Source organism: Hymenobacter terrenus, from assembly GCF_000972495.1.
Lineage (GTDB): Bacteria > Bacteroidota > Bacteroidia > Cytophagales > Hymenobacteraceae > Hymenobacter > Hymenobacter terrenus.
Genome location: NZ_LATM01000004.1, coordinates 39764 through 65138 on the forward strand (window position 1 = coordinate 39764; position 25375 = coordinate 65138).

The following is a 25375-nucleotide window of genomic DNA, read 5'->3' on the forward strand; positions in this document are numbered from 1 at the left end:
CGGGTACCTGTAGCATAGCATTCCGAAATGCTCTGTATGCGGGCACGAGAAACCCTGACGCCCCTAGGGCAACAATCCATAGTGGGTCGGGTAACCTAGCGAGTAAATTCAGGATGATATAGCCTGCCGCTAGCCCGGTTGGGTTAGGGATGGGAGTGTACTCGCCAGTAGAATAAGCAAACTGATTGATAGCTCTCAGTAGCTCATTGACGGTAAATAAGCTGAACACAGCTCGTGCAACGGGCCATGTATCCGTCCGTTGCCACTGCTTGAAAAATCGCCACGTTTTGTATTGCCACCATAGGCCGTACAAGCCCAGGGTAAGAACGCATAGCACGAGAAATTTGGTAGGACTGATAAGCGGGTATACTTCCCATATTTCTTCTTGCAGGTGGTCGGCGGCTGGGGTAGCAAAAGGCTCCATGAAGCGGGATAGATTACCGGTGGCTGATGATTAGCAAGCAATATACGCCCGGGCCCACTGTCCTACCCCCGCCGCTCCCGGTATGGCAGCGGCTGCATGCAACACTAGTATCTTAGCCGTATGGAATCCTTACAGCATCGCATCACCACCAACCCGCGCCAGTGCGGCGGCTGGCCCTGCATTCGCGGCATGCGCATCCGCGTGGCCGCCGTGCTCCAACTCTTTGCCGCCGGCCTCAGCGCCGAGCAGATTCTGGCCGAGATGCCCGACCTCGAAGCCCTTGATTTGCAAGCCGCCCTACACTACGCGGCCTAATCCCATTACATTTGCCCCGTGACCTTCCCGAGCCTTGTAGCCCGGTGCGGGCCACGACAAAGTCCTCGGTTAGACCAACCGGGGCGCCTCATTACAGAAAGGCTCTGTAACTCCCGAACACTCAAGTACCACTTGGGAAATTCATGTAGGGCGAACGGAGCCTTTCTTTTTGCCCTCTACGCAACCCAGCCGCAGCCGGGGCGGAATCGGCTAGAGAAGTGGGGGTTATTACTAATTATATTAGGCGAACACTAACTTAGCCAAGTGAGAAATAGTCCCTCGTGGCAGGTTGACCAGCACGATGAGTAACAAAGCCCATTTAAGTGACCTGACCATGCCCTTACCAAATCCCAAAGCCCAGGAAAGGAAATAAGCTTGCGCCTTATCCAAAGCCGTGACCACCTGCTATCTAATTATAAGGAAGAGCTAGAGGTCGATGAATTCTTTCACTCGCGCCAACTATCCTCCGACGAACATTCCGCTTCTTAGATTATCCAAAACGTGTTCAAAATAGGTCAGGGCACGCATGACCCTTTGCAGATAGACGAACAATATGGGCTTCAACGAGCGCAAGACATGACTCAAGATGGTTATGACTTAGCCAACAAGTTATTTGCTGCAAGGAACCCTCCCCGCCCACGACACCAGAACGGATGAAGGAAAGGCTCAATCCGCTACGCGATACAAGAAAATGTTGGGGTTATAGAATCTTTTCCCTTTGATTACCATCTACTATAACTGACTGCAATGTTAGAACCGGAATACAAGCATAAGTACAACGCTCACGACCATCCTGAACGAATATACTATGTCGTTACTGAGTACGTGTATGTGGTGCCGAGTAATCAAAAGCCATACCCAGAGTCTTATTATGAAAGCTACGCCCCTCCCGTTTACAGCGTGAATGAGGTAAATGCCATTCTAGTTGGGGCTTATCATGAACTCGATGACTTGAGGATTTACGTAAGATGCCGTCAAGATGAAGCCAACAATAAACGGCGCGATTCATTTAATAATTATTTTGATTATACCGTAGAAACTATTAGCGGTGAACATTGGGCTGAACGTTATGGGCCCCTTCCTTACCCACCGGAACCAGTCGAACAGATTGTCGAATCTCATATCCTTTACAGATTAACTGGTTACTATCAACACGAGAATTCAGGACGCAAACAGATTATCTGGGAGGATTTTGACTCATTAAGCATGGCTGTTTATAGATTGGGGTGGCACATTGGTTCCGGCGAAATGTCGGATGGCAAATGGTGTAAGAAGGTCCCTTTAGAGGTGATTGAAGCCGTGATTGATTGTATAGGCCGATTTGATACCAAGAAAGTACTAGGCTCAGAATCCTTTAATGATTATACCATTGAGCGCATAACCACGCCGTATTCGGCACTCATATAGCATTCATTCCTTTCCTAATAAGTAGTAAGCGTTACAACAAAAAGAGGCGGTCTAATTAGACTGCCTCTTTTTGTTGTAGCTGAGGATTATTTTCTTTTACGCCCCCCAGGCCTCGCCGCCGTCCGGGTTATCTAGGGGGCAGGCCATGTCGGACTGGTTTTGCGCCACCAGGGCCCAGGGGCTCCAGCGTTTCGGCGGCTTGCTTTTCCACCGTGAACCTGCGGCTGGGTATTAAACAAATAGATATGGCTTGCATTGCCTGGCAAGCTCCCGCGCACAGAACTCTCCTACTTCGTTGTTCATGGCAGCGTATTTTATCTTTCAGTACACGGGCCACCTTCCCCCAAGGCTTCTGTTAGTTCAGGGCTACGCCCAAGCCGAAGCGACCTGCGGTTGAGATGGTTTCGGCGGATAGAAATCAGAGGCCTAGAAAGAGTAAGGCAAGGAATGTTGTGTTGCCACAAGATTATGTAACCAATGCGTGGGCTATTCAGAAGGACGTACTACGCTCGTTACGTCATGCCACTTGCTACACAGCTTCACAGTAACTACTTCGCCTTGAAGCTCAACACTACCAACTGCCGCGTAAGTCTTTCCGTACTATCCCCTGCATAGACTGTACAGCCCAAGCAGATTAATCCTTACTCTCCTATCCGATTACCACCCATTCAACCCACGCCATGAAAGACGACCAGAAGCCCCCCAAATCCCCCAACAGTGCCCCAGAAGCCAATCAAGCCCCTGGTGTAAATGGCCGGCCCTCCGGCCCCCACGAAGGCCCAGTGGCCGGTGATGCCACCAATACCCGCGGCGAAAACGTGCCCAGCCGGGAAGGCCACAGCGGTGGCGCCAAGAAAGGAAAATTCGACCCCGAAAAACACAGCCCCCAAGGTTCCCACGCTAATGCCTCCGACGAGCGCGGTGCCGACAGCTCCGATAAGGAGTTCCGCAACAACCAACCCAACGACAGCACCTCTAATGTCGGCCGCCACACTTCGTAGCGGAAGCGGCACCTGACCGGTCGTTTCTGCTCCTTACGAGTTGGCCGCTACTGGTAAAATCGCACAAAGCCGAGGCCCGTACACCACCCAACAGCGGTGCACGGACCTCGGCTTTCGTTTTGGTCGGCGCTGGCTATACTCCGGCGAGGCTACAAACAATTCCATCCAAGCACGCCGCATCCAACCGCACCCTAGCCGCGCCCGGCGCGATGGCGGCCGAGAGAAGCTTGGGGATTTCCTATCGGTGCAGAAAACCTGCTTTTACCTTTTCCAGGTAAGCCGTAAGTTTGTGGCTGGCTTCATTGTGCTCTTTATAGCCAGAGCACTCAAGCGACGCGCCCGAGTGAAGTTGGGAGCAAATGTTACTACAAGGTAGTTATCTAAATCGTGGGAAGGAGGAGGTGGCGGAAACGAGTCCTTTACCAGGAATGGCTTTGGCGGAACTGCAAAAACGTGACGGGCCAATTGGTAAATCGTATCTAATTGCACTCGGTTTAATACAATGCATAGTGTGTCTAATGGCACCCGAGCTTCTTCTGATACAGCTTTCTGAGGTGTTTTCGGCCGCTTGAAGTTGGAATACCAATAAAGCGCACCGCCGTCCCTTACCTTGTTCTTTTTCCACCACGGCACTTCGACCACAAACTCCACATCGGTCCCGTGCATGGGATTGGTATCGGCCACGCTCAACGAAAAGTAGTAGCTTCCCTGGGGCAACGTTTGCGCAGTATCAGCCGGTGAGGTGCAACTGCTGACGCATGGCAGCAAGAATAGCAGAACTTGGTTTTTCATCGTGACACGAATCTAAACATTTCACTCTGGGATTGGGGAAGTCCCCAACCACCCCCGGCGCGAAGGCGGCCGAGGAAGCGAAAGTTTCTGCTTACCGGTGCGTCACCAGCAGCGTGCGCGACAATTCCAGGTACGAGTGATGCGCGAACAGCTTTGTGAGCTGTGGTAAGAACTCCCGGAAAAGCGCCAATAAATCGTTCGTGCTGATGTTGCCCGTGGACACGAGCAGTAGCTTGTACGGCTGGCCGTGGAGTATGAAGCTGTTCACAAAGCCTGCGTCTTTGGTGATGACAACCCGCTTCTCCGCCATCGAGAGCTGCGTGATGCTACCGTCCTGCGTCTGGTTGGCAGCGGGCAGGTCGAGGGTGTGCAGGCAGTCGCAGCCGGTGTGAAAGGCCAGAAACTGGGCCAGCCGTCGGGGCAGCTGCGCATCGACCAGAAACCGCAGCGGCTCGGCGGTGCTCACGAAGCCAGCCGGAAGATGGACCGCACTTGCAGCATGTCGGCCGCGTAGGCCTGGCAGGCGCGCAGGTCCTCGGCCTCCAAATCGGGGTAGTCAGCCAGGATTTCGGCCTCCGTCATGCCGGACGCCAGGTATTCGAGCACGTTCTGCACCGGGTAGCGCAGGCCGCGCACGGTGGGCTGCCCGTGGCAGATGTTGGGGTCAAGGGTGATGCGCGGATGCGCCGCTGAAGCCACAGTTTCCATGTGGCTAAGATACGAAAGGGCCGGTCCCACCCGCCCCCGGCGCCGCAGCGACTGGGGAAACTTATAGTTTCTTGTAATTCCGCGTGGGTTTCCCAAAAACAAACCAGCCGCCCCCGAAACGGAAGCGGCTGGGGAACCAGTTGGGGCATGAGCAGGCCGGAGCCGGGGCCTAGTAGCCTTCCTTCTGGAAGCCGAACTCACGCAACACGTTCTTGTACGTGTCGGGGTAGTGGGCTTTGATGAGGCTGATGAGGGCCTTGAGCACCTTGCGCACGGGCTTTTCCTGCACGTTTTTCTCGCCGGTTTCGCCGGCGGCGGTGCTTTCGGTTTTGGCGCGCTGGCCGACCAGGGTCTTGTATTCGGCGGCAATGGGCGTCCAGAAGGCCTTGCCGTACTTGCGCTCGTCGTAGCCGTGGGCGTGGACGGCGGCCACCAGCTTGGCCAGGGCTTTAGCCCGGGCGGGGCGGGCACCGGGCAGGCGTTGGTTTTTGCCCTCGGCCTTGATGCCGAACTCGGCGTAGTAGGCTTCGTCGGCCTCGTCGTCGTGGTCTTCGGCCAAGTAGCCTTTCACGAAGGTCAGGGCTTTGTCAATCTGGGCGTCGAGGGTGCGCAGGCGCTGGACTTGGGGGCCGCGGTCGTCGCGGGCCGCGTCGGCGGTGTCGAGGCTGTCAAAATAGGCCTGCGCCTGGGCCAGAAACGCGGCTTTGGTTTTCCAAAGCAGGTCGCCCACCTCAGAGGTTTGCCAGAAGTTGGCCGCGCCCAGGGCCAGGGTGGCCAGTTCCAGCTGGCCGAAGGGCAGGTTGGGGGTGTAGGTGGGCTCGTTGCCGGAGGAGTCGGGTGCCGGCGCACCGGTAGATTCAGGGGTCATAAGCAATTTGGTATTAAATGAATAATGTGCCATAAGGTAGCCGTTATTCTTCATATTCCTACCTGTCTTTTGCCCCAGACCGCAACTTAGGTTCCGAGGAGGCTCTGGGGCCGCCCCAGAGTCCTCCTCCGATTGTAAATAAGGTCCTGGGCGGCCCCAGAACCCTCCTCCGATTCGAGGCCGGGCCTGGGGCCGCCCCAGCGCCTGCCCCGGAACCCAAGCAGGGCTCCGGGACGGCCCCACGGGCTCCAAAACAACCCAGCCGCTCGCTTCTGGGGCGACTGCAAAAGCTTCAGTTACTTACCATGAATAACCTCTAAGATGCGGCCGTCTCGCTTGCTTATTTCTATGTAAGCCACACCGCCATCCCGGCCTTCACGCAAGGAGCCTTCCACCACCCACACGCCTTTGCCAATTAGTCGCGCCGTGTAGGGCTTTTCGGTCAATACTTTTTTGCCATAGATGGGTAACCAAACCGCTTCGGCTATCCTAATGGCGGTAGCTGCGTCAGGCACGAACCCGCCAGCAGGTATGAAACTCGGTGATGCACTTGGCTCTTGCAGCTTGGCCTTAGGGGTTTGGGCATTGGTGCTGCTTGCTGCTAATAGCACCGCCGTAACGAGGGAAAGAAAAACGTGCTGCTTCATCTCGCAAACTACCCTCAAAACCAGCCGCGCCCGGGGCGAAGGCGGCTGGTGAACCTAGCTTCCTGCGTCTGGTTGGCGGCCGGTAGGTCGAGGGTGTGCAGGCAGTCGCCGCCGATGTGAAAGGCCAGGAAATCGGCCAGCCGTCGGGGCAGCTGCGCATCGACCAGAAACCGCAGCGGATCGGCTGGGCTCACGGCGCCAGCCGGAAGATGGACCGCACTTGCAGCATATCGGCCGCGTAGGCCTGGCAGGCGCGCAGGTCCTCGGCCTCCAAATCGGGGTAGTCGGCCAGGATTTCGGCCTCCGTCATGCCGGACGCCAGGTATTCGAGCACGTTTTGCACCGGGTAGCGCAGGCCGCGCACCGTGGGCTGCCCGTGGCAGATATTCGGGTCGAGGGTGATGCGCGGATGCGCGGCTGAAGCAACAGTTTCCATGTGGCTAAGATAAGAAAGCGACGGGGCCGCCCCACGCCCCCAACCGTCCCCGGCGCGAAGGCGGCTTCGTGATACTACCCCAACAAAAAACCCGCCCTGGTGCGCGTGCGTCCGAAGAAGCAGAGGCGGGGCGGGTGTTGTTGAATCAGGATTTGACGTGTTAAGAAGCTCTTTTCAGCTCCGCGTTGGGCGGCAGCTTACCTATCTTTTTTAGGTAGGCAAATAGCTCTTTATCGGAAAGAGGGCCACTGATACGACCTGCCTCCCACTCCTCGGGCGTTTTCCCGTTCATCGATAGGTTAGTTGGCTTCTTCGAGGAACTGTTGGATGATGGCATTTCGAATGGCTCCATAGTCGGCAAGGTTTACGTCGTCGATGACGACTTTGTGGTCTACTAACGTGAGTTGTACGGCAATAAATTTCCGGTAGCCGGCCGTGTACCCCACTCGTTCGAACTGGCTGGCTGCCCGAATATACGTCGAAGCCTTATCGGTTTGCAGCAGCAACTCGCGAATCTCCTCCATCTCGATGCGGACGCTGTGCATCCGGTTCAGGTTGAGCTTGCCAAAGTCGATTTCGTAGCCTTCGAACATGGGGTAAAGCTATGCCGCTACTTGACTCACCGCCCCCAGCCGCCCCCGGCGCGCCAGCGGCTGAGAGAAGCTTAGAGTTTCTCGCCATTCCGCGTGAGCTTCCCCAAAACCACCCCAGCCGCTCCCGGGGCGGCAGCGGCTGGCGAAGCTTAAGAAGCCAGTATTTACAAGAGGCGCTAGTCTTGGTCGAAAGCAGAAAACTTCCTTCCTCTTGTATAAGCTGTTGAAGAGGTTCTAGTACCGTCTATTTTCTCAATCAATTCCCGGTCTGTAAGCCGTCGAAAAATTTCTTTAACAACGTAGTCCTCGTTGATATTGCAAATTTCTCTTGCCTTCTTGTTTTGTATTGAATCATTTGTTTTCAAATAATTCATAATCACAACTTCCGGTGAAGCAAGTTGCTCATGTCGTAGCACTACTAATACGGAGTTTTCCTTGTTGTCAATTAATGGCTCTTTCAAGCCAATTTTTTTCATAGCAGCAAAGGCTGTATTTAGGCCTTCGCCTACGTCCTTGTTAGGTGGGTCAGGGAATTTGTTAATAAGGCGTACGATGCTTGGATTCCTAGCAAATCTTTCATCCAAAATATTCTTTGGAGTAATGTGAGCAGGCAAGCGACCAGGACTTTCTACTTCAACTCGGTTGTCGTATATCCTGATGTGAATATCATCAGCTAAGCTATAGTCCCGGTGCAGTACAGCATTTGAGACTATCTCATGAATAGCTTCGGATGGGTAAACTACGTCTTCGAAAGCTTGCTCTCCTAGACGTTTCATCTCCTCAACAACCTTTGTAGTAGCTTCTACGCTGTTATGGATTTGTTCGTATATGCAACCTTCGATTGTTATGGGTTGGAATGCTAGGCTTTCCCTTGTGCCAATATTTTTTGTTTTATAACGGTAGATTTTAATACCGCACCTTTTAGGAAGTACAGCTTGAGGTTCTTCAGCAAAAAGCAGTATTCCGGCGACTGTAGGGTAGTTGTTACGTATCAGAAGTTGCTTCCTTAGCCAGTTGAAAACATCTACTGTAGGAACAACATTTTGAATAAACTGCCCAACAACCTCTGACTCTGTTAGCAGCGCTATATCAACCTGCGTTGCTTCACTTTCGAATGAAGATAGGCCTTTGGTGTATTCCAGGCGTTTCTTCTCTTCGAATGTCACGAGACGCAGATTTTGTGCGCCACGTCGAATATAGATTTCTCCGTCCGAAGCACTTTTAATATCCGTGGTTTTTGAAACCTGGATATATAACACTAGGCCGTCTTCACCGCTACACTCCAAAAAAGTATACTGAAAATCCTTATCCAGCGGAAATAGCTTTTCAAATATTTGCAGATGGCCGTTCGCTGCCTCAACGTCCTTAAATCCCTGCCAAATACGGTCCTTCGCTTGGCCAACCTCTGCGATACCAATGTACAATTCGCCTCCATCACTATTAGCTAAAGATGCTATAGAGCGTGTAAGCTTCGCGGGGGCAATTTCAATTGCCTTGAGGTCATTATAATGGTCTTCCCTTACCGCAAGGATAATGTCTCTCTGTTGCTGAGAAATACCTTGTACATCAATGGGCATGGCTTATAGCTATAAAGAAGGGGGCTATTAACCCCCTTCTGTGACAGAAACAAAATTCAACCCTACGACCCGCAGGCCTCGCAGGCGTCCGGGTTATCCAGGGAGCAGGCCATGTCGGACTGGTTTTGCTCCACCAGGGCCAGGGGCTCCAGGGTTTCGGCGGCTTGCTTTTCCACCGTGAACTTGATGGCGTCGGCGGCGGCTTTGGTGCGCAGGTAGTACATGCCGGTTTTCAGCCCGCGCTTCCAGGCGTGGAAGTGCATGCTGGTGAGCTTGCCGAAGTTCACGTTTTGCACGTGCAGGTTCAGGCTCTGGCTCTGGCAGATGTAGGCGCCGCGGTCGGCGGCCTGGTCGATGATGCGGCGCTGCGAAATCTCCCACACCGTCTTGTACAGGTCCTTGATGTGCTGCGGAATGCGCTGGATGTTCTGCACCGAGCCGTTGGCCGCGATGATTTCCTGCTTCATCGCGTCGTTCCACAGGCCCAGGGCCACCAGGTCCTTCAGCAGGTGCTTGTTCACCACCATAAACTCGCCGCTGAGCACGCGCCGCACGTAAATGTTGCTCGTGTAGGGCTCAAACGACTCGTTGTTGCCCAGAATCTGGGCGGTGCTGGCCGTGGGCATCGGCGCCACCAGCAGCGAGTTGCGGGCCCCGTGCTTCACCACCTCGGCGCGCAGGCTTTCCCAGTCCCAGCGGCCCGAGTCGGGCGTCACGCCCCAGAGGTCGAACTGGAACTTGCCCTGGCTCAGGGGCGAGCCGGGGAAGGTTTCGTAGTGCCCGTCCTTGATGGCGAGGTCCTTCGAGGCCGTCATGGCCGCGAAGTAGATGGTTTCGAAAATGTCCTTGTTCAGGCCCGACGCCTCGTCGCTCTCGAAGGGCATGCGCAGGGCAATGAACGTATCGGCCAGGCCCTGCACGCCCAGCCCGATGGGCCGGTGGCGGAAGTTCGACTTCTGCGTTTCGGGCACCGGGTAGTAGTTCACGTCAATCACCTTGTTCAGGTTCAGCGTGGCCTGGTAGGTCACCTCGTACAGCTTCTGGTGGTCGAAGGTGGTGTTGCCGGCCGCATCGGTCACCAGGTAGCGGGGCAGCGCCAGCGAAGCCAGGTTGCACACCGCAATTTCGTCGGCGTCGGTGTACTCAATAATCTCGGTGCACAGGTTCGAGCTCTTAATCGTGCCCAGGTTTTGCTGGTTGCTCTTGCCGTTGGCCGCGTCCTTAAACAGCATGTAGGGCGTGCCCGTCTCCGTCTGGCTTTCCAGGATGGCAAACCACAGCTCCTGCGCCTTGATGGTGCGGCGGCCGCGGCCTTCCTTCTCATATTTGGTGTAGAGCTTTTCGAACTCCGGGCCCCAGGAATTCTCCAGGCCGGGGCACTCGTGGGGGCACATCAGGGTCCAGTCGCCGTTTTCCTCCACGCGCTTCATGAACAAGTCGGGCGTCCACAGCGCGTAGAACAAGTCGCGGGCGCGCATTTCCTCCTTGCCGTGGTTCTTTTTCAGGTCGAGGAACTCGAACACGTCGGCGTGCCAGGGCTCCAGGTAAATGGCGAAGGCACCTTTGCGCTTGCCGCCGCCCTGGTCCACGTAGCGGGCCGTGTCGTTGAACACCTTCAGCATGGGCACCAGCCCGTTGGAGTTGCCGTTCGTGCCTTTGATATAGGAGCCCGTGGCCCGCACGTTACTCACCGAAAGCCCAATGCCACCGGCGCTCTGCGAAATCAGCGCGCAGTTCTTCAACGTGTCGTAAATGCCGTCGATGGAGTCGTCCTTCATCGTGAGCAGGAAGCAGCTCGACATCTGCGGCTTGGGCGTGCCGGCGTTGAAGAGCGTGGGCGTAGCGTGGGTAAACCAGCGCTCCGACATCATGTTGTAGGTCTTGATAACCGAGTCGATGTCGTCCTTGTGGATGCCCACCGACACGCGCATCAGCATGTGCTGGGGCCGCTCCACCACCTTGCCGTCGAGGCGCAGCAGGTAGCTCCGCTCCAGCGTCTTGAAGCCGAAGAAGTCGTAGTTGTAGTCCCGGTCGTAGATAATGGCCGAGTCCAGCGTGGCGGCGTTCTTGTGGATAACTTCCCACACATCCTTGGCCAGCAGCGAGGCATTGTCGCCGTTCTTGGGGTCTTCGTAGGTATAGAGCCGCTTCATGGTGCTCGAAAACGACTTCGAGGTCACCTTGTGGAGGTTGCTCACCGCAATGCGGGCCGCTAGGATGGCGTAGTCCGGGTGCTTGGTGGTGAGCGAGGCGGCCGTTTCGGCGGCGAGGTTGTCGAGCTCCACGGTGGTCACGCCGTCGTAGATGCCATCAATGACTTTCTTGGCTACTTCAATCGGCGACACGAAATCCATGTGCAGGCCGTAGCAAAGTTTCTCAATCCGCGCCGTGACCTTGTCAAACTTCACAGATTCGCGACGCCCGTCGCGTTTAATTACTAGCATACCAGTAGTGTTTTGGTGTGATTTTTTTCGTATAAAAAGCAGCCAGCAAGGGCAGGCCCCGGCCGCAAGTCGTTAATTCAGTTGTGAGAGGGTAGAGAGGGCGGCGGCAGAGTGTGGACCTGCGGGGCTATTCAACCATGGAAATTACCGCTTGTGTTTTGGGAGGACAAGCAAAAGTTCCAGAAGTTTTCCACAAAGGACCTGAAATGGGACGTAAGCGCATATTTCCGGGACATTTATCTTTGCCAATATGATTAGTCGTCAACCTACTTGTGGCGCTGCCTCCGGCCTGGGGTATCTCTATGCCGAGCCTGCCACAGAGCCACCCCCAGCCGGCTGGCCGCTGGTGGTGTTCCTGCACGGCTCGGGCGAGCGGGGCAACGTCCCGGAAGCTGTGGCAGCCTACGGCTTACCGGCATACGTAGCGGCAGGCCAGGAATTGCCATTTGCTTTGGCCAGCCCGCAGTGCCCCGCCGCCACCCGCTGGGAGCCGCACCTGCCGGCTCTCGCGGCGCTCATCGGCGAGCTGTGTGCCAACCGCCCCATTGACGCCACACGGGTGTACGTCACTGGCCTGAGCATGGGCGAGCAGGGCGCGTGGCAACTGGCAGCCCGCTACCCGGCGCTCCTGGCTGCTGCGGTCCCCATTTGCGGTCGGGGCTGCCCAGACGAGGCGGCGCAGCTGCGACACCTGCCCGTCTGGGTATTCCATGGGCTGGACGATGCCTTGGTGCCCGCCGCTGAGATCGAAGGCATGGTAGCCGCGCTCCAAGCTGGTGGCGCAGCGCCCCGTCTCACGCTCTACCCCGGCGTGGGCCACTTCGACGTTTGGGACCGTGCCTACGCCGAGCCGGAGCTGTGGCCCTGGCTATTGGCCCACAAGCGGCGCTCGGCAGTGGGTGAATAAAGGTGTTCTTGAAACTGGCATAGCGAGCATCAGAAGCAAGAAAGCCCGTTCCTGCTGATGCAGCACGGGCTTCTATTGTGCTCAGGCAGCTTACCGGACGGCCGTGGAGGCAGCAGTCGGCGAGCAAGTCAGTATGACGCTCACGTCAATAGATTTGGCAATGTTGTTCCGCACCAGCGCCGGAATCTTAATTTTGAAGTCAGCCGGCGCGATGGCGAATTTCGACGTCACGACCAGTTTATTATCGCGCAGCTGCAAGGTGCCGGGCACCCGCACTTTCCGCTTCACGCCGTGGATACTGAGGAAACCCTCCACGTACACTGGCTGCGGGCCGTTGCAGAGCATGGTTTCGTCGGGTATCGTCAGTAGCTTGCCCGTGAACCGCGCCCGCGGGTGCTTCTCCGACTCGGCGTAGTTTTCGTTGAAATGCTCCTGCATCAACGTGTTCTTAAACTGGAAATCTCGCATCAGCATCGAGAAAGCCAATTGCCCAATGGCCAGCTCAAAAATGGCCGCCACCCGCGAGTTAAGGGCCTCAATATCCTCCAGCGGCGCCGAGGAAAAAAACGTAATTTGTCCATTGGCAGTGGTGTAGCGCGAGAGCGGGGCCACCACGGCAGGGGGAGTGGTAGGTTGGGCCTGCACCACCGTGGTAGCAGTCATTAGGCTCAATGACAAGAGCATTCCATATTTCATAGCTAAAATAGGGAGTCGTAGGAGTAATAGAAAGGAGCGACGGGCCAGCGGCTCGACAACGTTCACTCGGCGACTGCTCTCGAAGAGTTGCCTACTGCTCGCCCCGCCGGGCCCACCACCATACCCCTACTACCACCAGCACCGCGCCCCCCACCAGCGCCCCAATCGTGACGGGCGGCCCCAAAGCCTTGCACGAACACGACGCAAATACCGGCCGGCCGTTGAACCGCAGCCGGCGGCGGCAAAAAGCACAAGGCCTGAGATTGGGGTCTACTTGGCCTGGCAACGGCCATTCTTTGAGCGGAGAAGTCATTGAACTGAGGGATAATGGTGAAAAAGCACAAGCGTAGCCCATGGGCAGAGCTACATACCGTGTTTCTTAAAAGGTCACCTCTCTACCAAAGCCGGCAAGCCAGTGCCACCAGCACTAATGCCGCTTGCACCACTACCACGCCGGCTTGCCGGCGCACCAGCCGGCGCGCGCCCTGCCAGCGGCTCGCCATGGCACGCGCCCCCGGAGCAGCCTTTCGACCCAGAAAATCCGCCAAAGCTGCGTCGAAGGCTTCCAACTGCCCCGGCTGCTCGTGGAGCAGGGTGAAAAACTCTACATCCAGCGCCACGCGCCAGGCAAAATACTTCTCCACCAGTCCCAGAATCAGCGCGGCCACGAGGGCAGCCATTGGGAGCGGCGCCACCGGTGCCCATACCAGCACCAGCGTACCAAGCAGCAGCACCGACGAGCCGCCATCCAGCACCCGGCCCGCTTTCAGGAAGCCCAGCAATACGCGCAAGGCCATTGGCGGCTCTGCATTCATGGTAAGGTAGGTGAAAGAGTGAAAGCCGTGGGCAAACTTGCATGGTAGTCCGCCAACGCCGCCCGGTACGCCGCCGAAAACACTACCTGCGGGCGGGCAGCGCGCAACCGGGCAATGGCCGCGTCGGGCGTAGCGGCGGCGCCGCGGTGCAGCAGCCAGGCGGCCACCGCCACGGCGCTGCGCGAGTAGCCGAGCGCGCAATGCACCAGCACTGGCTGGTGCGGCTCCAACTCATCGAGGGCCGCGACGGCCCGCGCCAGCTGTCCCACCGACGGTGCCACTAGGTCAAGCAGCGGCACGCTACGGTGCGGCAACCTACGGGCGGTGGCGTCGAGGCTGAATTCGGCGGTTAGGTCCAGCACTGCGCCGGGTCGCTGGGCGCGCCAGTCGGTCCGGCCGGGCGCGCGGCCCAGCCAGATACCCGGCACCACTTCTACGCAGGGAGCCGTGCCGCGCGTAAACCAGCGCGACGACCACCAGGCGCCCACCCGGTACGGGGCCAGTAGCACCCGGGCCGCCCAGCACAGCCGCCCGTCATGCTTCTGAAACACGCTGGTCCCCAACCCCGCGTAGGCCAGCCCCACGAGCAGCAGCGCCCCACTGGGCCACAGCAGCAGCCAGCCCCAGCCGCCCAAAGCGACGGCCAGCCCAAAGCACAGCAGCGCAACCAGCAAATAAGCCGCCACCAGTTTGCGCCGCAACGGGTAGTCGGCCGGGGCTGGGGCGCGTTGCCACACCACCGGGGCATTGGGGAAAAGGTAAACACAAACCACCCCGACCGCCGCCCCCGCCACTCCATCAATAAAATGGTGTTGGTAGGTAGTAAAAACCGACAGCGCAATCAGAAAAAACCAGCCGTGAACCGCCCACCGCGCCACCCCACGCACGTGGCGGGCAAACACCAGCCACACCAGCAGCACCAGGCTGATATGCAGCGAAGGCGCCTGATTGTAAGGCTTGTCAAAACCCATCAGCACGTCGAATAAAGCGCCATTGAAGCCACTGGTAGCTGGCCGCACGAAACTGAATTGCAGCGGAAACAGTAGAAATCCCGCCACCGAAATCAAGCTGGCGCTGAATAACCGTTTGGCGTGCGTATCCAGCTCGGCCCGCGTGGCGCACAGAAACAAGGACCCCGCATAAAACGCATCCAGCGACATGTAGGGCAAGATGGTCCAGTCCCAGAAGGGTATGTATTTCTCCCACCCAAACACCACCGAATCCACGTGGACCAGTTGACCGGTCCACCAATTGGTGAAGCCGTAAGACAGAAAGAAAAACGGCCCCAGCACCGCCAGCCACCCCGCCGCCCGCCGCCAGGGGCGGGGCTCGGGAGCAGTGACTAGAGATGGAGCTGCGAGGTTCATGCTGGTGGTTGCGGGCAAGAGAAAAGGAATAGCATTTCTGGTAAGCCCAGGTGCTACTTGCGCCGGGCCAGCGACACGCTGAAAATACCCCACTGGTCGCTCAGCTGGTCGAATTTTTCGAACCCGGCCTCGGTTACCAGCTCGTCCATTTCGGCTTGCACGCGGCGGCGCATTACCCAGGCGGCACCTTCGCGGTGGCTGGTCAGCGAGCGGGCAATCATCTCCAGTTGCGGGTGCCAGGGCTGGTTGGTATACACAATGTAGCCGCCGGATGGCACGGCTGCGGCCAGTCCGTTTAGAGCTTTCATCACCAACGCATTATCCGAGAATAACTCAAACAAGCCTGATACCACGGCCAGCGTGGGGCGCGGCTGCAGGCTCGCTAAGGACTCCTGGTCGAAGGCGTCGCCTTGCTGAAACTCGGCGACATCAGTCAAGCCTTTTTCGGCAATCAGGCGGCGGCCGGCTTCCACGTTGGCCAGGCTGTAGTCGCGCAGCAGGATGTGCTGGGCCTGCCCCGGCCGCCCCGCCAGCGCCTCCAGAATGTAGCGCCCGTGGCCGGCCGCGATGTCCACGATGCGCACGGGCTGACCGGCGGCGTGCAGCAAATCGATGGCTCGCCCGATGAGCTTTTCTACGTGCGTTTTGCGAATGCGAATGCCGCGCCAGCCAATGCTGTTCAGGAAAACGTAGTCGACCAGCTTGCCGATGGGCGTGAAGCCCTGGTTGCGGTTGCGGTACACGTAGTCGAGCGTGCTGCCCGAGTCGAAACCCGTGGCCAAGCTGTTTTTGATGCCCGTCGAGAACCGGCCACCTACCTTAATCCAGAACCGGCCCATGGTCCAGTACGCGCGCGCCAGCGCCGATTGCGCGGGGCGGCTGAGCTGGTCGAACTCGGCTTTGGTGTAGCCGCGCTGGTCGGCGTCGAGCAGGCTGGATTGCCCGGGTACCGCCGCGAAGGCCCGCGTAATAAAGTCGCGCACCAGTGCCACGGCCGGCGCCCGGTCCCGCTCGCCCAGCGTATCGTGCAAGAAGCCGTCGAGCACGTGCATCTCCTTCACCGGGCTGCTGATGCGGTCGAAGAACTGCTGCTGCGGCTTCTGGTACACCACTTGGTCGTTGCCGGAGACGAGCAGCTGGGTGGGCACGTGAATGGCCGCCGCATCGGCAATAATACGGTCGGCGGCGTCGTTCACTTCCAGCAGAATATTCACCGAGATGGGCCGCGTAATGAGCGGGTCGCTGTTGTAGGAAGCAATGCGGGCTTCGTCGTGCGTGAGCTGGGTAGCTTTCACGTAGGACTTCACGAAGTAATTGCCAATTACGGCGTGCAGCAGCGTCAGGCCCTGGAGGGCACCGGGCACTATCAGGTTGATTTTGAAGGCGGGCGATGCCAGCACCATGCCGCGCAGACGGGGCGCGTAGTCGTGCACCCAGGTGGCCACCGTCACGGCGCCGAAGCTTTGGCCCAGCACCACCACGTTCTCGGTCGCGATGCCGTGCTGGGTGGCGATGTGCCGCACGAAGGCGTCCACGTCTTTCACCAGCACGCCAAAATTGTCGGCGTAGCCCCGCTCGCCGGGCGAGCAGCCCAGGCCCCGCGAATCCCAGGCGAAGAAATCGTAGTCGGGCAGCGCCAACTCATCGACCAAGTGCCCCATGCGCCCGCCGTGCTCGTGGCCGCGGTGGAACAGCACCACGGCTTTTTTCCCGGCTGCCGGCTCCGTAGCCGGCCAGTGCCGGTAGAACAACAAAGTCGCGTCGAAGGAAGGAAATTGCTGCTCAGCGCAGGGACGGGCAGTGGTGTAAGTCGTAGCCGTTAGCATATTGTTGACAGGAGATTTAACAGAAAGCCGAATTGCCAACTGGCATCAGCGGAGTACTTATAGAGGGGTGGAAACCGGGCGTCGGGCCGCAGCGACTAAGCCGCAAAAGCTACTAGTCGTCTTCAACCGGAATGTATACTTTGTGCCGGAGCTTGTGGAACTGCTCGCGCAAGGCGTGCATGAACCCCGCTTTGTCGTCGACCCAGCGCAGGGCGTTGCCCACGGCCACTTTCACGTAGAACGGCACCGGAATCAGGGTGCCTTTGGGCATCGATTTGCCTAGGCCATGCATGTACACCGGCACCACCGGTGCGTGTGGAAAGCGTTTAGCCAGGTACCAGATTCCGGCTTTTAGCTCGGCCATCTGCTCGGGCTGGCCACGGGTGCCTTCGGGAAAAATCACCAGCACCTTGCCGGCTTCCAACGCCCGGTAGCACTCGGTAAGAGGGTCTTCCTCGCCGAGCTGCACGGCCCCGCGCACCACCGGAATAATGCCGATGACGTGCCGGGAAAACCACCGCAGCCACCAGCTCTTGTGGAAGTAATCGGCCGCGGCGGCAGGCTGAATGTTGGGGATGCTGAGCAAGGGAAACAACGAGAGCAGCGTCAGAATGTCGAGGTGACTGTTGTGGTTGGCCGCGATAATGGCGGGGCCTTTCGACGGCAGCCGCTCGCGGTGGCGCACATGGATGCCGAGCCACAGCAGCACCACCGGGTAGGCCACGCCCACCACAAACAGCAGCCGCAACGATGCTCCAAACCAACCGCGCATGGGCTTTTAGTAGTAGAAATAATAAACGAAGTGAAAAAACAGCGGCGCCGTGTAGGTCAGCGAGTCGAGCCGGTCGAGAATACCGCCGTGGCCCGGCAGCAGGCGGCCAGCATCTTTCACCCCAATGTCGCGCTTAACGGCCGAAATCACAACGTCGCCGGTGAAGCCAAACAGGCTGATGAGCACGCCCGCCAGCAGTGAGTAAAGCGGACTCAGGGGCGTAAACCACGGCCCCATCAGCCAAGCCAGGAGCGTGGTGGTGATGATGCCGCCCACCAAGCCCTCCACCGTTTTATTGGGGCTAACCTTGGGGGCTACCTGATGTCGGCCCAACAGCTTGCCCCACAGGAACTGCGCCACGTCGTTGAGTTGGGTGAGCACCAGCAGGTAAAACACGAGCATCTCGCCCCGCACCTCGCCGTGGGCCCCGGCGTGAGCGGGCAAAGCCAGCAGGTAAGCCACGTGGCTGATGCTGAATACCGTTGTCATCAGCCCCCAATGGATGGTACCGACAGCCCGCACAAAGCCCTTGGTTTCCCCATTTATCACCATGCGCAAGGGTAGCAGCAGAAACACATACACCGGAATGAAGATAATGAACATGCCGTACCAAGCCATGCTCACCCACAAGTACTGCACCGGAATGGCCAAGTAAGCCAGCAGCAGCACCGAGTTGTCGATGGGCCGCGTGGGAATGAGTGAGATGAACTCTTTGAATGCCATGAAGCTGAGCACCGCCAGCACCACCACAGCCACCGTGCGATGGAAACCTAGCGAGAAAAACAGCAAGCTCGCCAGCCACCACCAGGTCTGGATGCGCAGCTTCACCGAAGTATAGTTGCGCGTGGGATGCAGCCGGATGAGCGTGGCGGTGATGCCGGAAGCTGTCACCAACAACGCCAGAATGGCCCCAAAAGCGTAGGGTAGAATGCCGTACACGGAACTACGCGGGTAAGGTCGACGCGACGCGCAGCGCCTGTCGGCCGCGGTTCCAGACGGTGATAATCAGCAGCAAAGTCAAGGCCCCAAAAACATAGTTGAGGTAAGGCGCCACTTGCAGGCCCAGACCAAGGAGCAGCGCCACCGCCCCAAAAGCAAAGGCCCGGTCGCTCTTGCCGCAGGGCCCATCGTAGCGCCGCCCCCCGCCTATCACCTGGCCCACCACGCCGATGAACTCACTGAGCACGGCCAGGAACACCACCAGCATTACGAGGCCCGGGTACACGCCCGGCAGCAGCGCAAATGGTGCGTACAGTGCCGCATCGGCTACTACGTCGCTGCCTTCATTGAGCAAGGCTCCGAGCTTGCTCTGCTGCCCAAACTCGCGTGCCAGCATGCCATCCACGGCATTAAGCGCCATGCGGCCGAATAGAAAGGCTGGCAGTAGCCCCCAGCCCCACCGACTCCCAGGAGCCAGCAGCAGCCAGCCCCCGTAGCCCATCGATGCCAGCATAGCCGCTATCGTCACCCCATTGGCCGTGATGCCGGCGCGGTAGAGGCCCGTCGCCAGCGGCCGAAGCAGCTGCTGAAAGCGGGGTTTCAACTCGTAGATGGAAATCATAGAATCAGGAGGTCCGAAAAAACAGCAAATGGCATTTGCAAAGGCCCAGACGCTGGGCAAAGACTCGTTAAAAACCATTGCCTAAGCTCAGGCTCAAAGCTAAGGTCAATATTTTAATAGCCTTGAGGTTACTTTTTTTATCGAAGAAGCCTCTTGTCTCAACCGACAGTACTTTCTTCTGCCTCAAAACTAGGCGCCGCCTCACCTGCTCCCAATTCAAAAACAACAATCATCAGACATTACGCCGAAAGCAAATCAGTGAGCTTTTAACAAATAAGCTCCTAACTATTAGCGCTGTAAAATTCAATTAAGTCAGACTTTTAGAATAGCTGTGCCTAGTCGTGACGTCTACTTTAGCAGGTCGCTCGTCAAAGGCGCACCTGTTGATTAGCCGCAAAAAAGCCCTGACTTTCCATGAAAGCCAGGGCTTTTAGTTATAATCCTGCTAAGCAGCAGTGTTCATACAAATGCTAACACACATCCTCGGATACTACTCATTTAGAGAGATTTAGGGAGACAATTCTACGTCAAGCGACTCCTTAGAAGTCCTCGTCCAGCGAGAATACGTTGTCGTTGCGCTCGCTCATCACGCCAGCTTTCTGGTACTCGGCCACGCGCTTCTCGAAGAAGTTAGTTTTGCCCTGCACCGAAATCATTTCCATGAAATCGAAGGGGTTGGTGGCATTGTAGATTTTGCCGCAGCCCAGCGACACCAGCAGGCGGTCGGCCACAAACTCGATGTACTGCGACATCGTCTTGGCGTTCATTCCGATGAGACTCACTGGCAAGGCATCGGTTACGAATTCCTGCTCGATGCGCACGGCGTCGGCAATGATGTTTTGCACGCGCTCCTCGGGCAGTTTGTTTTGCAGGTAGCTGTAGAGGAGGCAGGCGAAGTCGCAGTGCAGGCCTTCATCACGCGAAATCAACTCATTCGAGAACGTGAGGCCGGGCATTAAGCCGCGCTTCTTCAGCCAGAAGATGGAGCAGAACGAACCGGAGAAGAAAATGCCCTCCACAGCGGCGAAGGCGATAAGGCGCTCGGCGAAGTTGTCGGAGTTAATCCACTTCAGGGCCCACTCGCCTTTCTTCTGCACAGCGGGCACGGTTTCAAGGGCGTTGAAGAGGTAATCCTTTTCCTTGGGGTCTTTGATGTAGGTATCAATCAGCAGCGAATAGGTCTCGCTGTGAATGTTTTCCATCATAATCTGGAACCCATAGAAACAACGCGCCTCGGGCATCTGCACTTCCTGCATGAAATTCACGGCCAGGTTTTCGTTCACGATGCCGTCGGAAGCGGCAAAGAAGGCCAACACGTGCTTGATGAAGTGGCGTTCATTGTCATTCAAGCCATTCCAATCCTTTTGGTCCTGCGAGAGGTCAATTTCTTCAGCGGTCCAGAACGAAGCCTGCGACTTCTTGTAGTATTGCCATACCTCATCGTTCTGAATGGGGAAAAGCACGAAGCGGTTGGGATTTTCGGCGAGGAGCGGCTCCATAAATTTTAAGGGACTTAGTGGCGGTTTCGTCGGGAAAGACGGCAAGCTAACTGCTGAGTTCGGGCAGATGTTTGGCCCATGCGTCAGAAACACTGTCGCCCTTCCAGCACCAAATATAGCCCCGCCCTCCAAGCTGATTCGTACGCTTTTTTGGTTTTTTCTTCGTTATTTTTTGGCTAAGCCCCGGCATTTTTTACGTTAGCCTTCGGAAGATTTTGCTCGCTTTCGAAAAGTAACAGCGGTGCTAAACCACGCTCTAAATCAGGCGTTTTCAACATACTTATCCACATTTGCAGTGTGGATAAACCTACTTGTCCCCAAAATCCGTCCTTTATGTAGACACTCCTTCAATTTCTTAACTCGGCATTAATCTATCCTTCATCTACCGCCGGGGCTTTTTGAAGGGTCAGAACCCGGCCAGTCAATGATGATTAATAACTTAGGCTTGGATATGCGAAACCAAAGTCGTACTTTTGCCTTCCCATTTCAGAAAAACCCGCGAAAGCTGATGTACGCAATTGTCAACATAGCTGGCCAGCAGACCAAGGTTGAGGCCAACAAATTCGTTTACGCTCACAAACTGGCCGGCAACGTCGGTGACACCGTAACGCTGGGCAACGCCCTGCTGACCGATGACAACGGCACCATCACTATCGGCGCCCCCGAACTGAACGTAGCCGTAACCGGCACCATTCTCGCCCACGTAAAAGGCGATAAGGTGCTCGTCTTCAAGAAGAAGCGCCGCAAAGGCTACCAGAAGATGAACGGTCACCGCCAGTCGTTCACCAAAGTATTGATTAACAGCATCGGTTAATGGAATCATGAGTTAAAAGTTATGAGTTATGAGTTGGCTCTTACCCCTCATAATTCGCACTTTCTAACTCATGACTTTTAACTCATAACTTATAACTCAAGATGGCTCACAAGAAAGGTGTCGGCTCGTCCAACAACGGCCGCGAATCGCATTCCAAACGTCTCGGCGTGAAAATTTTCGGGGGCCAAGCCCTCATTGCTGGCAACATCATCGTGCGTCAGCGTGGTACTAAGCACCACCCCGGCGAGAACGTAGGCATGGGCAAAGACCACACGCTGTTTGCATTGGTTGACGGCGAAGTACAGTTCCGCAAGGGTCGCAAAGACCGTTCATTCGTAACGGTTATTCCGCGCGAAGTAGTTTCGGTTCCGGCTGCTTAATTGCCCAGTGCTTTTACCTGAGAAGGCTGCCCCGTGAGAGGCAGCCTTTTTCGCGTTGAGGCTCGGTCAGCGAGGGAGTCAATGGTATGGGTGAGGTTTGTCGGTATACCGAAACAACTCTCGCGCGTTCAGGATGAGGGCAGTGCTTCCAGCCGGTAGAGCACCGGCTTACTGGGGCTGGCATCCAGTTCCAGGCTGGTAATTTGAATGTTGAGTAGGTAGAGACCGTCGGCTACTTCGTCGGGCACGAAAATCAGTTCTGTGATGGTGGCACCGCAACGGGGCGCCGTTGGATAACACCAAAAAGCATGGTGAGCCAGAAGTTGGCCGGCATCTTCCTCCCGGTCGACGCTGGGCAAGTCGAGCAGGAAATGCTGGACGTTGTTTTCAACCAGAAAATTAGCCAGCGCGGGCTCGATATATGGGGGATTGGTGCCGGAGTAATGGTGCTGCCGCTTAGTCTGGTCATTGGGTAGAGTGCGCAGGACAAGGGCTTCGGGAATGGTCTGGGTGGGCTGTGCCGCGAAGGCTGCCTGCACGTCGGTCAGCATCACGACTAAGTCGCCATTCGGCTGCGGGCGCGGCGCCACGCTCACCAGCCGGGCCACGAACAGAAAACGGCGCAGGCACTGGTTGAGCGTCACGGCGGGGTCGGGCGAGATGTGGCCGTAGCACTCGGTGTGGGTGCCATTGCCATGGGGCGTGACGTGCACGCGCTGGTAGTTAGTGCTACCGCCCAACGCTACGCTGCCCACAAAGCTGCCCACCCGAATGGTATCAAACTGCACAGGCTCGGCCCAGAAGCAATTGACTTGGTTCTCCCCAGTAGTTAAGGGTAAGGAGATATCGATGGGCGCGGCGGGGTCATAGGTGTAAACACAGCCAGCGTGTGGGAAGGTCGGTTTCAAATGGGAGCTAACAATAAGTAGTGGCGGTGAGAAGTTTTGTTAAGCTGCTTGTGGGGCCGCAGCGGCGTCGGCAGTCAGATGGTTGAGAATCTGGCTGATTTCAGCGGCACGGCTCACTATGATAAAATGGCCGCCGGGCAACTGGTACTCGCTGTGTCTGGCCCCTGCGGGGAGCAGCCGGTCGTGGGTACCATGGATGCGGGCAGTTGGAGCATTAGTGCTTCCTTTCCAATGCAATAACTGCCCAATGGCCCATTGCGCAAAAGCTGAATCAGTATCACGAATAATCCCGTGGAGCAGCTCGTACTCCGTTCCATTTTTAACACTGAAAAACCACTGCGCCACGCGCGGCATGAGTCGCAGCAACTGCGGGGCTAGCAGCCGGTGCAGACCGGTAGCGCGTACCAAGCGGGCCGCGCTGGGTAATTCGTTGGGTCTGGCGAGGCTGGAAATCAACACTACTTGGGCCAGAGGACGCAGCTTTCCAACTTCCAACGCCAGCACCCCACCGAAGGAAATACCGACCAGCCAGCAAGCCTGAGCCACGGGGACGACAACGGCCAAACGGGCGGCATAATGCGGCAAAAGCTCCGCACAGCTCTGCGGCGGCAGCCAGTGCAGCACGTGTACCTCGCCCTGCAAGCGCAGAAACTGGAACACCCGCTCGTCGGCCCCCAAGCCCGGAATCAAGTAAAAAATGGGTGGCGCGAGACATGGCCTGTGGCGCGCAGCATCTGCTGCGCGTAGAGCAGTAATCAATTGGTTGGCAGAACGCTAATAAAAAGCCACAGCATTAAAATCATGGGTGACCTTAGGAATCCAAACGCACGAACACCCCTTCCAGATAGAAGATATTGTGTGGCTGCGGGTCATCAGGACCTTCTTCGCCATTGGTTTCTTCGTCCTCCACGGCGGGGTACGTAACCGATAATTTCAGGGCTACGCTAGGCAGGGGCACGGGTGGGGCCTCATCGGAATTATATTCGAGCAGAGCCGGCCAGTCGCCGGTGGCGAGGGCATCGGCTACTTCCTCCTGTAGGGCTTCGGCGCGGTCGTGGGCAAGGCTCAGCAAGGTATCCAGGGCCTTGAAGGGCAGGGCGAGGTGAAAAAAGTGCGTGTCGTTGTCGAAAAAAGTGGTGGCCCACACGGTCACATCATCCGTGTTATCGATGACGATGGCCACGATGTGAATCTGCTCGACGAAGAAGTCGGACTCGTCGGCGATGCTGTCACTTAGGAGTCTCATAAGGCCGCAGATTTGACCACAGATTGAACGGATTTCAACGGATGAAACGGATTTTTTGTGGTTCCGCGCAAATATAGGAAGAGGTGCCGGGCCACAGAGGCGGAGCCACAAAAATCCGTTTCATCCGTTGAAATCCGTTCAATCTGTGGTCTGAAATAGCTCTAGGGTAATGTGGTCGGCTAGCAACTTGCCAGCGTCAGTCAAGATAAGGGTTTCGTTGTAGATGTGGGCCCAGCCGCTGGCTTGCAGTTCGGCGAGGTAGGCTGCGCGGGTGGCAGGCAGGTCGAGGCCGTGATGGGTGCGCAGGTGGGCCAGGTCGCAGCCCCGGGCAGTGCGCAAGGTGGTGAGCAAGTACTCGTTGGCGCGGTCGGTGGCGGTGAGGGTATCGACGGTTACAGGTACCTCGCCGCGTTCGAGTACGGCGGCCACGTATTGCTGATTGTTGGCCAAGGTGAACTGGCGGTTGTGGCCGTCATAGCTGTGGGCGCTAGGCCCCAGGCCGAGGTAGGGCACACCAAGCCAGTAGTTACCATTGTGGCGTGACTCGCGTCCGGGCTGGCAGAAATTGCTGATTTCGTACTGCTCGTAGCCGTGGGCGCGCATGGCCACCAGTAGCATTTCAAACTGCGTGGCCACGAACTCATCCGGCGCGGCCCGGAAAGTACCTTTTTGCAGGCGGTGGCCGAAAGCCGTGCCCGGCTCAATGGTCAGCGCGTAGGCTGAAACGTGCGGCACACCGAGCGCGAAAGCATTAGCCAAATCAGCTTCCCAGATGTGATGGCCGGGCGCGGGCACGCCGTAAATCAGGTCGATGGAAATGTTCTCGAAGCCCGCATTCTGAGCCCGACGCACGGCTGTAGTGGATTCTTCGGCGGTGTGGGCGCGGTTCATCAGCCGCAAGTGGGGCTCGTAGAAGCTTTGCAGGCCGATGCTGAGCCGATTAATACCAGCCTGCCGCAGTTCCTCCAACTTGACGGCATTCAGGTCATCCGGATTGGCTTCGAGGGTGATTTCGGCCGTGGCTTCTACCGAAAAATGGCGGTTGATTGCGTTGAAAATCTGGCTCAGTTCCAGAGCGGTGAGTAGCGAGGGCGTACCACCACCGAAATAGATGGTTTCCAGCGTAGTGCTAGCACCGAGATAATTATGCCGCAGCTCTATTTCCTGCACTATGGCATCTACCAGCCGGCTTTTCAGCCCCAGCGAGGTGCTAAAATGAAAGTCGCAGTAGTGACAGGCTTGCTTGCAGAAGGGAATGTGAAGGTAAAGGCCAGCCATGAGGAGCAGGAAAGGGGTGATTTACGCTCGAATGAGTAGCGACGGAACAATAATTCGGTGCCAGTCGTGCGAAACGGCAAACCATCCGAAGCCG

The 25375-nt window shown here is 57.1% G+C and carries 29 protein-coding genes; 6 read left to right on the forward strand and 23 right to left on the reverse strand.

Translation table 11 applies throughout. From position 1 onward, the window contains the following. Positions 1 to 544: 544 nt before the first annotated feature. From WX88_RS08310 to WX88_RS08320, 3 genes are all read left to right on the forward strand, one after another. Entirely contained in the window at positions 545 to 739 is a 195-nt protein-coding gene (locus tag WX88_RS08310) for a DUF433 domain-containing protein (protein WP_046243902.1), read from the forward strand. Positions 740 to 1486: 747 nt separating this feature from the next. Beyond that, positions 1487 to 2146 carry a hypothetical protein gene (locus tag WX88_RS08315; protein ID WP_046243903.1) on the forward strand — a complete coding sequence of 220 codons (660 nt, stop codon included), beginning with the start codon at positions 1487 to 1489 and terminating at the stop codon, positions 2144 to 2146. A 680-nt stretch (positions 2147 to 2826) separates the two neighbouring features. Further along, complete coding sequence (locus WX88_RS08320; RefSeq protein WP_046243904.1) at positions 2827 to 3147, forward strand: hypothetical protein; 321 nt, start codon at positions 2827 to 2829, stop codon at positions 3145 to 3147. Positions 3148 to 3408: 261 nt separating this feature from the next. Here WX88_RS08320 and WX88_RS30755 read toward each other — a convergent pair whose 3' ends face one another. The 10 genes from WX88_RS30755 to WX88_RS08365 all read right to left on the reverse strand — a co-directional run bounded on the left by WX88_RS30755 (position 3409) and on the right by WX88_RS08365 (position 11212). Then, complete coding sequence (locus tag WX88_RS30755; RefSeq protein ID WP_197076718.1) at positions 3409 to 3939, reverse strand: hypothetical protein; 531 nt, start codon at positions 3937 to 3939, stop codon at positions 3409 to 3411. Between the two features lie 91 nt (positions 3940 to 4030). Then, positions 4031 to 4405, reverse strand: a complete 375-nt coding sequence (locus tag WX88_RS08325; protein ID WP_197076719.1) for a DUF5615 family PIN-like protein — start codon at positions 4403 to 4405, stop codon at positions 4031 to 4033. After that, the gene (locus WX88_RS08330; protein ID WP_046243905.1) at positions 4402 to 4647 is read right to left on the reverse strand and encodes a DUF433 domain-containing protein; all 246 of its coding nucleotides are present in this window, start codon (positions 4645 to 4647) and stop codon (positions 4402 to 4404) included. Before WX88_RS08330 ends, WX88_RS08325 begins: the two co-directional genes overlap by 4 nt. Before the next feature lie 169 nt (positions 4648 to 4816). Beyond that, the gene (locus WX88_RS08335) at positions 4817 to 5515 is read right to left on the reverse strand and encodes a hypothetical protein (protein WP_046243906.1); all 699 of its coding nucleotides are present in this window, start codon (positions 5513 to 5515) and stop codon (positions 4817 to 4819) included. A 296-nt stretch (positions 5516 to 5811) separates the two neighbouring features. Continuing rightward, positions 5812 to 6162, reverse strand: a complete 351-nt coding sequence (locus WX88_RS08340) for a YbbC/YhhH family protein (protein ID WP_052732488.1) — start codon at positions 6160 to 6162, stop codon at positions 5812 to 5814. Between the two features lie 14 nt (positions 6163 to 6176). After that, a complete protein-coding gene (locus WX88_RS08345; protein WP_046243907.1) occupies positions 6177 to 6356 on the reverse strand; it encodes a hypothetical protein in 180 nt (59 codons plus the stop codon). Further along, positions 6353 to 6598 (reverse strand): DUF433 domain-containing protein, encoded by a 246-nt coding sequence (locus tag WX88_RS08350; protein WP_046243908.1) that lies wholly within the window; start codon positions 6596 to 6598, stop codon positions 6353 to 6355. The genes WX88_RS08345 and WX88_RS08350 overlap by 4 nt, the downstream gene beginning before the upstream one ends. A 299-nt stretch (positions 6599 to 6897) precedes the next feature. Next, the gene (locus WX88_RS08355; RefSeq protein WP_046243909.1) at positions 6898 to 7191 is read right to left on the reverse strand and encodes a hypothetical protein; all 294 of its coding nucleotides are present in this window, start codon (positions 7189 to 7191) and stop codon (positions 6898 to 6900) included. A 176-nt stretch (positions 7192 to 7367) separates the two neighbouring features. Continuing rightward, positions 7368 to 8768: an ATP-binding protein gene (locus WX88_RS08360; RefSeq protein ID WP_046243910.1), complete on the reverse strand. Its 1401-nt coding sequence runs from the start codon at positions 8766 to 8768 to the stop codon at positions 7368 to 7370. Between the two features lie 62 nt (positions 8769 to 8830). Continuing rightward, positions 8831 to 11212, reverse strand: coding sequence for a ribonucleoside-diphosphate reductase subunit alpha (locus tag WX88_RS08365; RefSeq protein ID WP_046243911.1), 2382 nt, complete (start codon positions 11210 to 11212; stop codon positions 8831 to 8833). 250 nt (positions 11213 to 11462) lie between these two features. On the opposite strand from WX88_RS08365, the gene WX88_RS08370 reads away from it, so the two are divergent. Beyond that, positions 11463 to 12119: a carboxylesterase family protein gene (locus WX88_RS08370; RefSeq protein WP_052732489.1), complete on the forward strand. Its 657-nt coding sequence runs from the start codon at positions 11463 to 11465 to the stop codon at positions 12117 to 12119. Between the two features lie 90 nt (positions 12120 to 12209). On the opposite strand, the gene WX88_RS08375 is transcribed toward WX88_RS08370, so the two are convergent. The 9 genes from WX88_RS08375 to WX88_RS08410 form a co-directional block, all read right to left on the reverse strand. After that, on the reverse strand, positions 12210 to 12782 hold the full coding sequence (locus WX88_RS08375) for a YceI family protein (RefSeq protein ID WP_197076720.1): 573 nt from the start codon (positions 12780 to 12782) through the stop codon (positions 12210 to 12212). Positions 12783 to 12906: 124 nt separating this feature from the next. After that, positions 12907 to 13128 carry a hypothetical protein gene (locus WX88_RS29915; protein WP_156176020.1) on the reverse strand — a complete coding sequence of 74 codons (222 nt, stop codon included), beginning with the start codon at positions 13126 to 13128 and terminating at the stop codon, positions 12907 to 12909. Between the two features lie 82 nt (positions 13129 to 13210). Further along, positions 13211 to 13630: a hypothetical protein gene (locus WX88_RS08380; RefSeq protein WP_156176021.1), complete on the reverse strand. Its 420-nt coding sequence runs from the start codon at positions 13628 to 13630 to the stop codon at positions 13211 to 13213. Continuing rightward, positions 13627 to 15015: a dual specificity protein phosphatase family protein gene (locus WX88_RS08385; RefSeq protein ID WP_197076721.1), complete on the reverse strand. Its 1389-nt coding sequence runs from the start codon at positions 15013 to 15015 to the stop codon at positions 13627 to 13629. Before WX88_RS08385 ends, WX88_RS08380 begins: the two co-directional genes overlap by 4 nt. 35 nt (positions 15016 to 15050) lie before the next feature. Beyond that, positions 15051 to 16823 carry a bifunctional alpha/beta hydrolase/class I SAM-dependent methyltransferase gene (locus tag WX88_RS08390; RefSeq protein WP_046243913.1) on the reverse strand — a complete coding sequence of 591 codons (1773 nt, stop codon included), beginning with the start codon at positions 16821 to 16823 and terminating at the stop codon, positions 15051 to 15053. A gap of 112 nt (positions 16824 to 16935) precedes the next feature. After that, complete coding sequence (locus WX88_RS08395; protein WP_046243914.1) at positions 16936 to 17595, reverse strand: lysophospholipid acyltransferase family protein; 660 nt, start codon at positions 17593 to 17595, stop codon at positions 16936 to 16938. Positions 17596 to 17601: 6 nt separating this feature from the next. Beyond that, positions 17602 to 18534, reverse strand: coding sequence for a phosphatidate cytidylyltransferase (locus WX88_RS08400; protein ID WP_046243915.1), 933 nt, complete (start codon positions 18532 to 18534; stop codon positions 17602 to 17604). 4 nt (positions 18535 to 18538) lie between these two features. Beyond that, a complete protein-coding gene (locus WX88_RS08405; RefSeq protein ID WP_046243916.1) occupies positions 18539 to 19156 on the reverse strand; it encodes a CDP-alcohol phosphatidyltransferase family protein in 618 nt (205 codons plus the stop codon). 539 nt (positions 19157 to 19695) lie between these two features. After that, the gene (locus WX88_RS08410) at positions 19696 to 20655 is read right to left on the reverse strand and encodes a ribonucleoside-diphosphate reductase small subunit (RefSeq protein ID WP_046243917.1); all 960 of its coding nucleotides are present in this window, start codon (positions 20653 to 20655) and stop codon (positions 19696 to 19698) included. Between the two features lie 508 nt (positions 20656 to 21163). Here WX88_RS08410 and rplU point away from each other — a divergent pair. Both rplU and rpmA read left to right on the forward strand, forming a co-directional pair. Continuing rightward, positions 21164 to 21469: a 50S ribosomal protein L21 gene (rplU, locus tag WX88_RS08415; protein ID WP_046244063.1), complete on the forward strand. Its 306-nt coding sequence runs from the start codon at positions 21164 to 21166 to the stop codon at positions 21467 to 21469. Between the two features lie 101 nt (positions 21470 to 21570). Then, complete coding sequence (gene rpmA / locus WX88_RS08420) at positions 21571 to 21849, forward strand: 50S ribosomal protein L27 (RefSeq protein ID WP_046243918.1); 279 nt, start codon at positions 21571 to 21573, stop codon at positions 21847 to 21849. A gap of 128 nt (positions 21850 to 21977) precedes the next feature. On the opposite strand, the gene WX88_RS08425 is transcribed toward rpmA, so the two are convergent. From WX88_RS08425 to hemW, 4 genes are all read right to left on the reverse strand, one after another. Further along, positions 21978 to 22757 (reverse strand): cyclase family protein, encoded by a 780-nt coding sequence (locus WX88_RS08425; protein ID WP_046243919.1) that lies wholly within the window; start codon positions 22755 to 22757, stop codon positions 21978 to 21980. Between the two features lie 39 nt (positions 22758 to 22796). After that, a complete protein-coding gene (locus WX88_RS08430; protein ID WP_046243920.1) occupies positions 22797 to 23447 on the reverse strand; it encodes an alpha/beta fold hydrolase in 651 nt (216 codons plus the stop codon). A 121-nt stretch (positions 23448 to 23568) separates the two neighbouring features. Next, positions 23569 to 24003 (reverse strand): hypothetical protein, encoded by a 435-nt coding sequence (locus WX88_RS08435; RefSeq protein ID WP_046243921.1) that lies wholly within the window; start codon positions 24001 to 24003, stop codon positions 23569 to 23571. Between the two features lie 138 nt (positions 24004 to 24141). After that, entirely contained in the window at positions 24142 to 25281 is a 1140-nt protein-coding gene (gene hemW, locus WX88_RS08440; RefSeq protein ID WP_046243922.1) for a radical SAM family heme chaperone HemW, read from the reverse strand. Positions 25282 to 25375 lie beyond the last annotated feature (94 nt).